General features: G+C 55.4%; 11 protein-coding genes, 1 tRNA gene, 2 rRNA genes and 1 pseudogene (1 of these 15 only partly in view). 8 read left to right on the top strand and 7 right to left on the bottom strand.

The features are described from left to right. The 3 genes from AC1DFB_RS14210 to AC1DFB_RS14200 all read left to right on the top strand — a co-directional run. A 23S ribosomal RNA gene (locus AC1DFB_RS14210) occupies nucleotides 1-2521 on the top strand (it extends 345 nt beyond the left edge of the window). A 190-nt stretch (nucleotides 2522-2711) separates the two neighbouring features. After that, a 5S ribosomal RNA gene (gene rrf / locus AC1DFB_RS14205) occupies nucleotides 2712-2826 on the top strand. A gap of 122 nt (nucleotides 2827-2948) precedes the next feature. Beyond that, nucleotides 2949-3025, top strand: a tRNA-Met gene (locus AC1DFB_RS14200). Between the two features lie 266 nt (nucleotides 3026-3291). On the opposite strand, the gene AC1DFB_RS14195 is transcribed toward AC1DFB_RS14200, so the two are convergent. The 5 genes and pseudogenes from AC1DFB_RS14195 to AC1DFB_RS14175 form a co-directional block, all read right to left on the bottom strand. Beyond that, nucleotides 3292-4347, bottom strand: coding sequence for an energy transducer TonB family protein (locus AC1DFB_RS14195; protein WP_480921519.1), 1056 nt, complete (start codon nucleotides 4345-4347; stop codon nucleotides 3292-3294). Further along, nucleotides 4344-4721 (bottom strand): ExbD/TolR family protein, encoded by a 378-nt coding sequence (locus AC1DFB_RS14190; protein ID WP_223117422.1) that lies wholly within the window; start codon nucleotides 4719-4721, stop codon nucleotides 4344-4346. Before AC1DFB_RS14190 ends, AC1DFB_RS14195 begins: the two co-directional genes overlap by 4 nt. 4 nt (nucleotides 4722-4725) lie before the next feature. Next, nucleotides 4726-5052: a biopolymer transporter ExbD gene (locus tag AC1DFB_RS14185; RefSeq protein WP_480921518.1), complete on the bottom strand. Its 327-nt coding sequence runs from the start codon at nucleotides 5050-5052 to the stop codon at nucleotides 4726-4728. 31 nt (nucleotides 5053-5083) lie between these two features. Continuing rightward, a pseudogene (locus AC1DFB_RS14180) lies at nucleotides 5084-5747 on the bottom strand (MotA/TolQ/ExbB proton channel family protein). Further along, nucleotides 5744-6175 (bottom strand): hypothetical protein, encoded by a 432-nt coding sequence (locus AC1DFB_RS14175; RefSeq protein ID WP_480921517.1) that lies wholly within the window; start codon nucleotides 6173-6175, stop codon nucleotides 5744-5746. The pseudogene AC1DFB_RS14180 and the gene AC1DFB_RS14175 overlap by 4 nt, the downstream one beginning before the upstream one ends. Nucleotides 6176-6447: 272 nt before the next feature. On the opposite strand from AC1DFB_RS14175, the gene AC1DFB_RS14170 reads away from it, so the two are divergent. Beyond that, on the top strand, nucleotides 6448-7554 hold the full coding sequence (locus AC1DFB_RS14170; RefSeq protein ID WP_170408719.1) for a saccharopine dehydrogenase NADP-binding domain-containing protein: 1107 nt from the start codon (nucleotides 6448-6450) through the stop codon (nucleotides 7552-7554). Nucleotides 7555-7557: 3 nt separating this feature from the next. Continuing rightward, nucleotides 7558-9069, top strand: coding sequence for an L-piperidine-6-carboxylate dehydrogenase (amaB, locus tag AC1DFB_RS14165; protein ID WP_480921516.1), 1512 nt, complete (start codon nucleotides 7558-7560; stop codon nucleotides 9067-9069). Between the two features lie 38 nt (nucleotides 9070-9107). Here the strand turns inward: amaB and AC1DFB_RS14160 are convergent, their stop codons facing one another. Then, nucleotides 9108-10685, bottom strand: a complete 1578-nt coding sequence (locus tag AC1DFB_RS14160; protein ID WP_480921515.1) for a DUF5928 domain-containing protein — start codon at nucleotides 10683-10685, stop codon at nucleotides 9108-9110. Between the two features lie 140 nt (nucleotides 10686-10825). On the opposite strand from AC1DFB_RS14160, the gene AC1DFB_RS14155 reads away from it, so the two are divergent. Continuing rightward, entirely contained in the window at nucleotides 10826-11644 is an 819-nt protein-coding gene (locus AC1DFB_RS14155) for a sulfotransferase family protein (RefSeq protein ID WP_170423261.1), read from the top strand. 170 nt (nucleotides 11645-11814) lie between these two features. Here AC1DFB_RS14155 and ilvD read toward each other — a convergent pair whose 3' ends face one another. Beyond that, nucleotides 11815-13647 (bottom strand): dihydroxy-acid dehydratase, encoded by a 1833-nt coding sequence (gene ilvD / locus AC1DFB_RS14150; protein ID WP_480921514.1) that lies wholly within the window; start codon nucleotides 13645-13647, stop codon nucleotides 11815-11817. Between the two features lie 104 nt (nucleotides 13648-13751). Between ilvD and AC1DFB_RS14145 the strand changes: the two genes are divergently transcribed. Both AC1DFB_RS14145 and AC1DFB_RS14140 read left to right on the top strand, forming a co-directional pair. Continuing rightward, nucleotides 13752-14309: an XRE family transcriptional regulator gene (locus tag AC1DFB_RS14145; RefSeq protein WP_170395136.1), complete on the top strand. Its 558-nt coding sequence runs from the start codon at nucleotides 13752-13754 to the stop codon at nucleotides 14307-14309. A gap of 14 nt (nucleotides 14310-14323) precedes the next feature. Beyond that, nucleotides 14324-14593 (top strand): CBU_0592 family membrane protein, encoded by a 270-nt coding sequence (locus tag AC1DFB_RS14140; protein ID WP_170395139.1) that lies wholly within the window; start codon nucleotides 14324-14326, stop codon nucleotides 14591-14593. Nucleotides 14594-14683: the final 90 nt, after the last annotated feature.

Below are 14683 nucleotides of genomic sequence, written 5' to 3'. Positions count from 1 at the left end.
CATAGCGGGTGACAGCCCCGTATAGGAAGCTTTGATGGACGTATTAAGTAGGGCGGAACACGTGAAATTCTGTCTGAAGATCGGAGGACCACCTTCGAAGGCTAAGTACTCCTTGCTGACCGATAGCGAACCAGTACCGTGAGGGAAAGGTGAAAAGCACCCCGACGAGGGGAGTGAAACAGTACCTGAAACCGAACGCCTACAATCAGTCGGAGGATCCTCGAGATCTGACGGCGTACCTTTTGTATAATGGGTCATCGACTTGGTCTTACGAGCAAGCTTAAGCCGTTAGGTGTAGGCGTAGCGAAAGCGAGTCTTAATAGGGCGAATGAGTTCGTGGGATCAGACCCGAAACCGAGTGATCTAGGCATGGCCAGGTTGAAGGTAAGGTAACACTTACTGGAGGACCGAACCCACATCCGTTGAAAAGGATCGGGATGAGCTGTGCCTAGGGGTGAAAGGCCAATCAAACTCGGAGATAGCTGGTTCTCTGCGAAATCTATTTAGGTAGAGCGTCATCCGAATACCCCGGGGGGTAGAGCACTGGATGGGTAATGGGGCCCCACAGGCTTACTGATCCTAACCAAACTCCGAATACCCGGGAGTACTAGATGGCAGACACACTGCGGATGCTAACGTCCGTAGTGGAGAGGGAAACAACCCTGACCTACGACTAAGGCCCCCAATTCATGGCTAAGTGGGAAAGCAGGTGGGACGACCAAAACAACCAGGAGGTTGGCTTAGAAGCAGCCATCCTTTAAAGATAGCGTAACAGCTCACTGGTCTAAATAAGTTGTCCTGCGGCGAAGATGTAACGGGGCTCAAGCCATGAGCCGAAGTCTAGGGATGCGTAAGCATCGGTAGCAGAGCGTAGTGTGACATAGCACTTATCTTGTATTATCGCCGGTCATTTGGTGCGAGTAATCGCGCTCAAGTAGCCGAATAGGCGGTAGCGCAAGATAAAGTGCTTTCGATGAAGCGGGCGCGTGAGCGATCCCGTGGAGAGATCACTAGTGAGAATGATGACATGAGTAGCGACAAAGAGTGTGAGAGACACTCTCGCCGAAAGTCCAAGGGTTCCTGCTTAAAGCTAATCTGAGCAGGGTAAGCCGGCCCCTAAGCCGAGGCCGAAAGGCGTAGGCGATGGGAACTAGGTTAATATTCCTAGGCCAGGAGGATGTGACGGATCACAGGTGTAGTTCAATCTTATCGGATTGATTGGGCTGCTGAGTGGTTCCTGGAAATAGCCCTCCATCAGACCGTACCCTAAACCGACACAGGTGGACTGGTAGAGCATACCAAGGCGCTTGAGAGAACGATGTTGAAGGAACTCGGCAAAATACCTCCGTAAGTTCGCGAGAAGGAGGCCCGGTTCCTAGGCAACTAGGGGCTGGGGGCACAAACCAGGGGGTGGCGACTGTTTATTAAAAACACAGGGCTCTGCGAAGTCGCAAGACGACGTATAGGGTCTGACGCCTGCCCGGTGCCTGAAGGTTAAAAGGAGAGGTGAGAGCCTTGAATTGAAGCCCAGGTAAACGGCGGCCGTAACTATAACGGTCCTAAGGTAGCGAAATTCCTTGTCGGGTAAGTTCCGACCTGCACGAATGGCGTAACGACTTCCCCGCTGTCTCCAACATCGACTCAGCGAAATTGAATTGCCTGTCAAGATGCAGGCTTCCCGCGGTTAGACGGAAAGACCCCGTGCACCTTTACTACAGCTTCGCACTGGCATCAGGATTGTGATGTGCAGGATAGGTGGTAGGCTTTGAAGCGGAAACGCAAGTATCCGTGGAGCCTCCCTTGAGATACCACCCTTCGCACTCTTGATGTCTAACCGCGGTCCGTTATCCGGATCCGGGACCCTGCGTGGCGGGTAGTTTGACTGGGGCGGTCGCCTCCTAAAGCGTAACGGAGGCGCGCGAAGGTTGGCTCAGAGCGGTCGGAAATCGCTCGTTGAGTGCAATGGCAGAAGCCAGCCTGACTGCAAGACTGACAAGTCGAGCAGAGTCGAAAGACGGCCATAGTGATCCGGTGGTCCCGAGTGGAAGGGCCATCGCTCAACGGATAAAAGGTACGCCGGGGATAACAGGCTGATACTGCCCAAGAGTCCATATCGACGGCAGTGTTTGGCACCTCGATGTCGGCTCATCTCATCCTGGGGCTGGAGCAGGTCCCAAGGGTACGGCTGTTCGCCGTTTAAAGAGGTACGTGAGCTGGGTTTAGAACGTCGTGAGACAGTTCGGTCCCTATCTGCCGTGGGTGTAGGAGACTTGAGAGGAGTTGCCCCTAGTACGAGAGGACCGGGGTGAACGATCCACTGGTGGACCAGTTGTCGTGCCAACGGCAGTGCTGGGTAGCTATGATCGGACAGGATAACCGCTGAAGGCATCTAAGCGGGAAGCCCCCCTCAAAACAAGGTCTCCCTGAGGGCCGTGGAAGACCACCACGTCAATAGGCCGGAGATGTAAGCGCAGTAATGCGTTCAGTTGACCGGTACTAATCGCCCGATAGGCTTGATTTGATCCAGTAATGGAAAGACAAATCACCAAAAGCATACACTGACCTTGAGTTGGATAACGTCGCAGCGCCAAGCCGCGATGTTGGTTGATACTATAACCGAGTGGCAACGCGCCTTTTGCAAGCAAAAGGCGCTGCCTGCCACCTCGTCGCTTTCCTGCAACGCAGGAAAGTCGACATGGGCTTTTCCTCGGTTTGGTGGTCATAGCGCAAGTGAAACACCCGGTCCCATCCCGAACCCGGAAGTTAAGCACTGCCGCGCCAATGGTACTTGGGCTTAAGCCCCGGGAGAGTAGGTCACCGCCAAACCTAGAAAAAGCCCACATCTCTCTAACACGATGAAAAGAACACTACCCGGTCTCAAGTAGCCGAATAGGCGCTAGACCAACACAAGACCTCAAGTAGCGTAAGCGATAGGTCACTTAAAGTGTCGCGGGATGGAGCAGCCCGGTAGCTCGTCAGGCTCATAACCTGAAGGTCGCAGGTTCAAATCCTGCTCCCGCAACCAACTTTAGAAAATCCCAGAGCAGCCCGTAGCATAAACGCTGCGGGCGTTCCGCTGTGTACCAAGAGCCAAAAGACCCGCCAACTCCCCAACGAGTTCTATGGTAAGCTGTCCGTCATTGGGCAGCAGTCGAATCAGCTCTTTTTTGCCAATTTCTGCGCTTCGCCCATGGTGATCTTGCCGTGACGACCGATCGAAATCCTCTCGCTGGAGCGTGTTGAAGCATTCAGGGAACGATCAACTGGTTCGGCGAACTGCTGTCTTTGGTATCAATTATTTTGGTAATAAAACGATAGCCTGCGGCTTGACCCGCTTGGTGGACGGGGAAATGGAGCGGCGCGGATGACTTGATCTCTGGCGGCGCGTTCGATTTCGGGTGAGCCAGAGCTATCGACGATATCAACCCACGCCAGTGATCCATCCGGACTGATTTCAAAGAATACCTGCGCAAACCCGCGGACCGGGACATAGACGACGGGCGTTTGATTGAGGTGGACCAGGACTTGTCCGGCATAGTTCGTGGTATCGGAGTTTCCAACGCCGCGACCCGAGGATTGATTTCGGCCACTGCTGGCTCGGAACGGGTCAGCCCCTTCCTTTTGATAAAGGCTAAGCGGCGACTCCAATGTTTGCGTAGGGTTGCGCAAGTTATCGAAATTACTGAACCCATCAAGTGATTTTGGTGTTTCAGTTGCTGGCCTTCTGTCCGGGAGGCGGGGGCGTTTGGAAACAGATACGGCCTGATCGGAAGGCGCTGCTTGTTCTTCTGGTAGCTCGTTTGTTGGCTCATCGACCGAACTAGGGATTTCTGGTTCGACTGCCGTACTCTCGAGTGTAGGGACCGGCGCTGTTGAGCCGTCTGTGGGCGGTAAAGCTGCCAAACGCTCGGGTTCCGGATCGACCGCTGGCGTTACGGCGGTATCTGCGTCTGTGGCTGGTTCCGGATTGGACGGGGCGACCGGTTCGGTCGGCACCTCTTCGTGTAGCTCTGATCGTGGGGCGACGGGCGCTCCGACATCGGGTGAAGATACCTGCTGAGGATTGGGGGAAGCGACGAGTGTATCGCTGATCGGGATGTCGGCAGTATCGGGCTTAACAGTGTCTTCAACCGGAGGCTCGGGGGCTTCAGCAGAGTCCGGCTGCACCGGGTCCGTCGTGTCGTCGGTGAATTCCTCGAATGTGTTGCCAAGCTCGATCAAACTGACCGTTTCCTCATTGGCCCGCAGTTCTGGCAGACTGGAACCGTAGAAACTGATCCCAAAGATGTGCAGGACAAGCGAAAGCACACCCGCCAACGCAGCGATGGCTGCTGACTTCCGGATCATTTTAAAGCCTGCTGGGTCACGAGGTACACAGATGGCGCCCCATGCCGTCGAAGGGCACCGGTTACCTCCATCAATCGTTGGCCTGAAACATTGCGGTCGGGGACAATCCTGACCGGTCCGTCATCATGGCTGGACATGAAAGCCTCAGGGTCGGTTTGCACTCCGCGAAAGCTGAGGATGCCATCAGCGTTCAAGACAAGCGCATCGGGAGGGTCGCGGCCTTCGAGTTCCGATGTGTCGACAAGCTGAAGCTCGGGATCAAGCGGTGGTGCCAGGGTGCCTGCAATCAGAAAGAAGATCAGCATCAGAAAGACGACGTTGATCAGAGGGATGGTCGAGTCTCGTTTGCGGCTTGGGCGACCAAAGCGGATCATCGGTCTACTCCAACACCGTGACGGTCAGGCCATCGCGGCCACGCAGCCTGGTCAGCAAATCCACAAGCCGTTGGGCGGACGTATCGGCATCAAGGCTCACCAGAGCCTGACCAGCCCCTATCTGCGCCGGCAGTTCATCCAGCGTCAGCGTTTCGCCATTCAAAGTCACGCGCTCCGCACCGATCTGAATGAAAATTCTCTCCACCGGCTCAGCCGAGGCTGATGCTCCTGAGGTTGCGCTGCCGATTTCGATTTCCGCGAACTTTGAGAAAGTTGAAGACAACATGAAAAACAGCAACAGCAAGAAGATGACATCGATGAGCGGGGTCATCGACATCGGGCGTCTTACAAAGGGCGCCGTGTTACGCATGTTCAGCGTTCAGAATCTCGGTCCTGCCTGAGGCGGGCTGGTTCGAGTTGTTCGGGACCAGAACCGTGCGCAGTGCTTTGTCCGCAAACACCCGTTCCCGGGCAGTTCGGCTTTCAAACCAAGACAAGACCATTGAAGTCGGCATTGCCACCGCAAGGCCAACGGCTGTTGTTACCAGAGCAACCCAGATGCCACCTGCCAACAATGAGGGATCGACAGAAGACCTGGCAGACTGAAGGCTTTGGAATGCATTGATCATTCCCAAAACTGTTCCGAACAATCCAAGCAGGGGTGCAAGCTGGGCGACCGTATCCAAAAGCCGAAATCCGCGCTCCAGCCCGGCCAGGGCCAATCCAGCTTCGGCATCCAGTCGAGCGTCCAGATCAGGAGTGTCCGGCGCGTCCATGGCGGCTTCTGACAAGCGGTGCAAGATAGCTGCTGCTCTGAGCGAGGCGCGCGCGTGCAGTGGCTCGATCTCCAGCATCCCAGGCCTGCAGCGCTTGTGACAGAACCTTGTGCCGCCCTACGCCACAGGCAGCGAACTGCCAAAGCTTGTAAAGAGTAACTGCTACGGTCAGGACCGACATGACAATAAGGATAGCCACAACGGGCCCGCCAAGGGTCAGGATCTCCCGAAGAGATGAGAGAATATTCATCCAAGCAACTCCACTTCAATCCGGCTGCTGAGCGTTAGGGTCGATTGACAGATGTCGCTCTGGGAGCCTTTTACCACGCATGAACTCGCGCCATTGATCAATGCGCGCCCAACAGTCGTGCAAGACATCTCTGGCAGATCGAACTGACGAACACGTGGGCGATCCAAAGGTAAGTCGCGAAAATCAAAAAGCGAGAGGGTAACGACACTGCCTTCGGTGTCAAATATCACCGTCTCGAATATGGCTTCATCGATAGTAGTTCCGGATTGGTTGGTCACCAGAAAGGTCAATCTGCAGGCACTACCAACGTCTTCCAAGGCATTGAGCTCTAACGAAATCTCAGCGGCAGGTGCCTCAGCGGATTGGGCCAGAGCTGCAAAAGGAAGCAGGCATGCGAAACAGGTAAGCAGGACACGGAGAGATCTCATTGAAGGCACCTATATGCTTGGGCGAACCGCGATTGCCCGCGTTGTATAGCCGACAATGGTCCTCTCATACCTGATAGTACAATCACTTCAAAGGAGCGCTGAAACGATTGTGACTTCGACCATGTTCGAAGTCATATTCGAGTAAGCTATTTAGCAAAGTGACGTATAATATGGCAAAATGACGGAATATTACCTCATTTCGTCAAGATACGATCTGCAATCCGAACAAGTCGCCCTTCATAATCAAAAGAAACACAGAATGGAGGCGCGTTTTGAGCTCGAATATTTGCGTAGTCGGGGCGGGGAAGATCGGTCAGATGATCGCGACTTTGCTGAAAACCTCGGCACATTACACGGTGACTGTTGCCGATCACGATCTTGCGGCCCTGTCAGCATTCAAGAAACGGGGCATTTCTACGCGGCAGATTGATGCCAGCGATAGCGCGGGCTTGGAGAAAGGCCTTAAAGGGTTTGATGCGGTGATCTCTGCCGCGCCGTTCTTTCTGACACCGGCGATTGCGAGCGCGGCCAAAACTGTTGGGGCGCATTACTTTGACCTGACCGAAGATGTCGCCGCCACCAACGCGGTGCGCGAGCTGGCGCAGAACAGCGAGACGGCATTTATGCCGCAATGCGGGTTGGCCCCCGGGTTTGTCGGGATTGCGGGCGCTGCGCTGGCGGCCGAGTTCGATGAAATCGACAGCCTGCATATGCGGGTCGGGGCGTTACCGCTCTATCCGACCAACGCGTTGAAATATAACCTGACTTGGTCAACTGATGGGCTAATCAACGAATACTGCAATCCATGTGATGCCATTGTGAATGGCGAGAGGGTCAAGACCGCCCCCCTCGAAGATTATGAGCTGATCGGCCATGACGGAGTCGAGTACGAGTGCTTCAATACATCGGGCGGGCTGGGCACCTTGCCCGAGACGCTAGACGGTAAGGCGAAGGCGGTATCCTATCGCTCGATCCGCTATCCGGGCCATCGGGATATCTTGCGCTTGTTGCTCAGTGACCTGGGACTAGAGCGTCGCCGCGATCTGCTGAAAGAGATTTTTGAAACGGCCTTGCCGCGTACGGATCAAGACGTCGTGTTGGTCTATTGCACTGCAAAGGGCATCGTTGACGGCACGTTGCGTGAGAAATCCCTGATCAACAAATCCTTTGCGCGCACCATCGATGGACAAGTCTGGAGTGCGATCCAAGTAACCACTGCGGCAGGCGTATTGGGTGTCGTCGATCTGATGCGGACAGGGGTTCTGCCCTCGAAAGGCTTTGTTCGGCAAGAGCAGGTAAAGCTTGCCGATTTCCTGAACACCGAATTTGGCCGGCTTTATCGCGCCGGTGACGTTACCGAACAAAACAAGGCGGCTTGAGATATGAAAGACATTATAATGACTGCTGAAACCACGCTTGCGAATTTGGACCTGACTGCAGCTGAGCTTAGCGGCGGGTCGCTGCGGGTGACCTCTCCGATAGATGGCAGCCTGTTGGCCGAGGTTCACGAAACTCCGGTTTCCGAGATGGGGGCCATCTTTGCCCGCTCGAAAGCGGCGTTCAAGGAATGGCGCGTTGTGCCGGCTCCGCGCCGGGGTGAGTTGATCCGCCTGCTGGGCGAAGAGCTGCGGGCCGCCAAGGACGACCTTGGCGCGCTTGTCAGTTGGGAGGCAGGCAAGATCACCTCGGAAGGTCTGGGCGAAGTGCAGGAGATGATCGACATCTGCGATTTTGCTGTTGGTCTGTCGCGGCAGCTTTATGGTCTGACCATTGCTTCGGAACGCCCGGGTCACCGGATGATGGAAACGTGGCATCCGGCGGGACCGGTCGGAGTGATCTCGGCCTTTAATTTCCCCGTGGCGGTATGGTCGTGGAATGCTGCGCTGGCCCTGGTCTGTGGTGATCCGGTAGTTTGGAAACCGTCCGAGAAAACGCCACTGACCGCGTTGGCTTGCCAGAAAATCTTTGAGCGGGCATTGGCCCGGTTTGGTGACGCCCCCGAGGGGCTTTTGCAGACCCTGATCGGTGGTGCCGATCTGGGTGAGGCGCTGGTTGCCAGCGAGGATGTGCCGATCATTTCAGCCACCGGCTCGACCCGGATGGGCCGCGCGGTGGCGCCGATTGTGGCGCAGCGCCTTGGAAAGTGTATTCTGGAACTCGGCGGCAATAACGCGATGATCGTTGGGGCGTCGGCTGATCTGGAAATGGCGGTGCGCGCGATCGTATTCTCGGCTGTCGGGACAGCAGGGCAGCGCTGTACGACACTGCGGCGGTTGATTGTACACAACTCGATCCGCGAGGAACTGGTTGGGCGTCTGAAGAAAGCCTATGCAGGTCTACCCATCGGTAATCCGTTGACCGAGGGTACGTTGATTGGGCCGTTGGTGGATGAAGCTTCGGGCAATGCGATGACCGCAGCGCTTGAATCAGCAAAGGCCGAGGGTGGTGCCGTGTTCGGAGGTCAGCGCGTGACCGAAAATGTACCGGGCGGTGTTTATATGCAACCGGCCATCGTTGAGATGCCGGGCCAGACCGCGACTGTGAAGGCCGAGACCTTTGCTCCGATCCTTTACGTCATGGGCTATGACGATTTTGCCGAGGCGATCGAGATTCAGAACGACGTGCCACAGGGCTTGTCGTCCTGCGTTTTTACACTGAACATGCGCGAAGCCGAGCAATTCCTGACAGCGGCCGGGTCGGATTGCGGGATTGCCAATGTGAACATCGGCCCGTCCGGGGCCGAGATCGGTGGCGCATTTGGTGGCGAGAAGGAGACCGGAGGCGGGCGCGAAAGCGGATCAGATGCCTGGAAAGCCTACATGCGCCGTCAGACCAACACGGTAAACTATTCAGCCGAGTTGCCATTGGCGCAGGGTGTCAAATTCGACATCTGAACGCGAATGTCCGGCGGCACCTGATCGTGCCGCCGGATTCAATCAGCGAACAGGTAATCCAGTTGCATGATCGCTTTGGCCTGATCGGCACTGATCCCCAGAAATTCCGCAATAATCACCTCATTCTCCGAACGTTCCGCCGCCTCACGCAAATGGAACAGCCCATCATTCTGGGTACTGCGGATCAATTCGGATTCGTAAGCCAGCGCATTGCGAAGGGTCGGTAGCAGGCGTGCAAGAGAATCCTGTGAGCTGTTCTGGCCCGCAAGACCGACACGATGGGCATGGCCCGTCAGATATTCATCTGAATAGGCACATTCGATTTCCAGAACACGTGTTTGGGCCTGATCTGCACAGAAATCCTGAATGACGTCCAGATTGGCCGGATCTACGCAGAGTACCAGCCTGTCGCTTTGGAAATAATCGAACAACATACGTGCAACGGCCCGCCGATGGCGCGACCGCTTAATCAGGGTCGTCTCGATTCCACCCAAATCGGGCAATGGCGTATCCTGCTCATCATAGATGTATTCGATGCAGGGAATGGGGGTTTCCGACGCGATCTGGTCAACAAGCCGTTTGGCGACATGCCACTTCTTGCAAACGATCAGAAACGCCTGCCGCTCGGGGCCTAACGTATTGCCGACCTCCCAAAAGCGCTGAGCGAAACGTCGTCCTACCCGACCGCGACCGGCAAGGAAGTGATACAGATTACGCCCTTCGTCCGAGATTTGGAACGTGACCCCTTCGCTGGCATAAAGCTGACCCAACCGTTCCTTCAACTCATGGGCCTCGGGGCTGATCTTGCGAGCGAACAGGTAGTTCTGCCCCAACAGCATGTCATAGTGATCATTATAGAAGGTGACAGGCATGCCATAGTCGGAAAACACCAAAAATGTCACTGTACGGTTTTCGATTTCCTGCTTCGGGACGAGGTGGCGAACAAGCGTCTGAAAGAACGTCTCGTCCGGAATCCAGGTGGTCGAGAAAAACCGGACCACATCGCGGCGTTGACGCAGGAAGTCCAGAATCATCTCGACTGTGCGACGGCGCAGGCACCACCACTGGCTGCCGATCTTGACCTGCAGGTCTGCGGGTATGCCGCGGGTCAGACCGAAACGCTTTTGCATTTCGTATGCGGCATAGAACAGGCGCGGCTGATTGCGTTCGTTGAAATAGTGACGATAGATCAGCCGGTCTTCTTTCATTCCGGTCTTAATCCAATTGCTTTCGAAGAAGTCATGGCTTTCGATGAAATCCATGTCGCGTTCATCAAGAAAGCTGTGCACATACTCGGCGGTTTTAATTGCCATGCAATCGCCGGACAGCATGTAAAAATGGGTGACCCTTGGGAACTGATCCACCGCCGCCTGTAATGCATGGAGCGTGGCCTGAACCAGTGACCATTCGCCCCATCCGCATTTGATCCGCTTCGTTGCAAATGTGACATTGCGGTTATCTTTCAGGGCGTCGCGTATCTGCGCATAATCCGTATCGTTGGCGCGAGCGTCAAAATGGATCGCCATACAATCGCCGGCAGCCGTTAGCTGACTGGCCTGCGCAATGATCGCGTCAGGATCTTTGTGGCACAGCAAGATATAGGCAATCTTTGCCATTTGCGTCTCGTAATTCCCCGTTTCTGCCCAATTGCAACCGTGATACTGAGGATGAGCGATTGAATAAACAGAATATTTTTGGTTCTTTGGGTCAAAATGCCGGAGTATCAATGCGATAACTGGCTAAGGAGGCGCAGTAGATGGGTTTTCCAGGAACATGGATGACCGAAAGTCAAAGCATGGTCTACCGTGTTGTGCCGAAATGCGCCTGCTCGACGATCGGGCAAATCATGTATTTCTCGGATCATGGCAGCTTCTTTGATGGTGACATTCACGACGCCAAGGACGGAATGCACAAGTGGGCCTTTGGTGCCAGTCAGGATCCGATTGCCAGAAATGTTCAATCGCACCAGTCCTATACGTTTACCTGCGTGCGTAATCCCTACACACGCATTCTCAGTTCCTTTTTTGACAAGATCTGCGGCATCCAGCGCAACGGCAAACGCTATCGCGGCAATCTGGTGCCAACGCTGATTTACAACTATGGAATCGAAGTCGGGGGTGACGACGGCAAGGGCGAGTTTGACCAAATTGCCAGTTTCCGCCGGTTCCTTTTATTCGCACGTGACACGATCCGTTGGCGGCGTCCGATGGACCCCGACATTCACTGGTCGGCCATGTCTGGCCATGTCTCGACGCTGATCGCTAATGGCGGGCGATATGATCGGATTTTTTGGACCGAGAAGTTCAACGATGGGATGCAGGGTGTGTTGGACAATCTTGAAACCTCGCATCCCGTGACTCTGTCCGAAATCCCGCGCTTCAACGAATCCGAAGGCCATGGGCCAAAACGCGTGCATCCGGTCGAGGATTACTTTGACGATTTGTCGATGCATCTGGTCTACGAGATCTACAAACAGGATTTTGAACTGTTCAAGTATGATTTCGAAAATCCCGCCAACAAAATGCCGACGGGTGAGATCGATCTGGATGAGATTCACGCCAAGCTGGGTGATTAAGACGCTCGAAGTGTGACGCTCCCGCCCATCGTCAATGTCTCTTGTGAGACATCTCCTCTGGTTGGGCCCGGCGCCGCGCAAAGCGCGGCGCCGGGCCCAAATTCCGAAAGTGGAATCGGCGCAGCCGATTCCATGTATCGGGTGCGGGAGTGTTCGCTCACCCGCAGTGCTTAGACCTGACGGACGGCACCTTTTGCGGCACTGGTCGTCAATTTGGCATAGGCTTTTAGCGCGGTGGACACTTTACGCTTACGTGGTGCAACGGGCTGCCAGCCCTTCTCGTCCTGCTCTTCGCGCCGCGCGGCCAGGTCTTCGTCGGAGACCGCCAGATGGATGCTGCGGTTGGGAATGTCGATTTCGATCGTGTCGCCGTTTTTCACCAAACCGATCTCACCACCTTCCGCTGCTTCGGGCGAGACGTGGCCGATTGACAGTCCCGAGGTGCCACCCGAGAAACGACCGTCAGTCAGCAGCGCGCAGGCTTTGCCCAGTCCCTTGGATTTCAGATACGAAGTCGGATACAGCATTTCCTGCATTCCCGGCCCACCACGCGGGCCTTCGTAGCGGATCACCACCACGTCACCTTCCTTGACCTTGCCGGTCAGGATGTCATTGACAGCCTGGTCCTGGCTTTCGCAGACATAAGCTGAGCCTGTGAATTTCAGGATGTTCTCATCCACACCCGCAGTTTTCACGATACAGCCGTCGCGCGCAATGTTGCCGAACAATACCGCCAGACCGCCATCCTGGCTGAATGCATGCTCTTTCGAACGGATCACGCCGCCTTCGCGGTCAGTGTCCAGCTCCTTGTAGCGGTTCGACTGGCTGAAGGCTTGTGTAGTACGCACGCCGCCGGGCGCCGCTTTGAATAGGTCCTGAGCCTTCGGGTTGTTGGCGACTTTGATGTCCCAGTTGGCAATCGCTTCGCCCATGGTTCCGGAATGCACCGTGTGACAATCCTCGTGCAGCAAGCCCGCGCGGCTGAGTTCACCAAGGATCGAGAAAATGCCACCAGCGCGATGGACGTCTTCCATGTGCACGTTTTCGATGTTGGGCGCGACTTTGCACAAACAGGGCACTTGGCGGCTCAGGCGGTCCATGTCGGACATGGTGAAATGCACTTCACCTTCGTGCGCGATGGCCAGCAAATGAAGCACCGTATTGGTCGATCCACCCATTGCGATATCCAAGCTCATGGCATTTTCGAACGCGTCGAACGTGGCGATTTCACGCGGCAGGAAGCCTTTCTCGTCCAGATCATAGTGGCGCTTGGTGATCTCGACGATGCGGCGACCAGCTTCCAAGAACAACTCTTTACGGTCGGCATGTGTGGCCAGGGTCGAGCCATTGCCCGGCAGCGCCAGACCCAGTGCCTCGGCCAGACAATTCATCGAGTTCGCGGTGAACATGCCCGAGCATGAACCACAGGTTGGACAGGCGTTTTCCTCGATGTGTTGAACCTGTTCATCGGTGAACCGGTCGTCGGCCGCAGCAACCATCGCGTCGACAAGGTCGATCTTCTTGGCGTCCAGGTCGGCGATGTCGATCTTGCCCGCTTCCATCGGTCCGCCCGAGACAAAGATCGCCGGGATGTTCAGACGCATGGCCGCCATCAACATGCCGGGCGTGATCTTGTCGCAGTTCGAGATACAGACCATAGCGTCCGCGCAGTGGGCGTTAACCATGTATTCAACAGAATCCGCAATCACCTCACGCGAGGGCAGCGAATACAGCATCCCGTCATGGCCCATGGCGATGCCATCATCGACCGCGATGGTGTTGAACTCTTTGGCGACACCGCCAGCGGCTTCAACCTCACGCGCAACCATCTGTCCCAGGTCCTTCAGGTGGACGTGACCGGGTACAAACTGGGTGAACGAGTTGACGATGGCGATGATCGGTTTGCCGAAATCGTCGTCTCCCATACCGGTGGCGCGCCACAGGCCGCGGGCACCGGCCATGTTACGGCCATGGGTGGAGGTTCTGGATCGGTACATTGGCATGATGCTGTATCCCTATTGCCCAAACTGCGATATTGGGTGTGTACGTTATAGCGCACGTATCATATGTACGTTATAACGCACAAGACAAATCGCAGGGCGCGGCTATGGAATCGGACGAACTAACGCTGAAACTAAGGGATGTGCGGGCGGCATCCGGGCTGAGCCTGTCAAAAGTCGCGGAACTCACCGGGGTCAGCAAAGCTATGCTGGGCCAGATCGAGCGTGGCGAATCAAGCCCGACCATCGCGACCCTGTGGAAGATCGCGAAGGGTTTCCAGCTCCCGCTGAGTGCTTTGATTGGTACTGCTGCAATGCGTGACACGACAGATGCCGATGTGTTCAGTACCGTGAGATTTCCAGGAAGCATCGAAGTCAAGATTGTCTTTCCCTTTGATCCCGCATTGGGGGCCGAAACATTTCATGTCGAGTTGTCACCCAATCAAAGCCACGAATCTCCGGCCCATGCAGCAGGCGTAACCGAAGAGGTTTTTGTTCTGAGCGGAGCTTTGGACGTGCTGCGAAATGGAAACTGGGTTCCGCTACAATCCGGTCAAGGGTTGCGATTTTCTGCGGATGTGCCGCATGGATACCGCGCTGGTGATCAGGGAGCTGCTTTTCTAAATATGCACCACTATTCGCAACCAGCGGAAGTTTCAGAATAGGAAAGCCCCATACAATGACCGCACTACTGGACAGTTTGACCGTCGTCGATGCCATCGGCTCATTCGGGGCTTTGATCGTTGTTGCGGCATATTTTGCGACCCAGATGCGAGTGATGAACTCGGAGGATCTGGCCTTTCCGCTGGTGAATCTTATCGGTTCGGTGCTGATCGTGTTCTCACTGCTGCAGAACTTCAATCTGGCGTCGATGCTGATCGAAGGCTTCTGGATCATCATCAGCGTTATTGGGATCATCCAGTATTATCGCCTGCGTCGTTTGCGATAAATCCAGTGTGGTCGGGACGCTAGCGCTATCCAGCCTTGAACCTGCATCCTGCCAAGTATAGGGAAAACCCAAGCTCGCTTAGGGGAGGCA

Source organism: Ruegeria sp. S84, from assembly GCF_056583445.1.
Note: the sequence above shows the minus strand (reverse complement) of the source record. Positions and strands in the feature narration are given on the sequence as shown.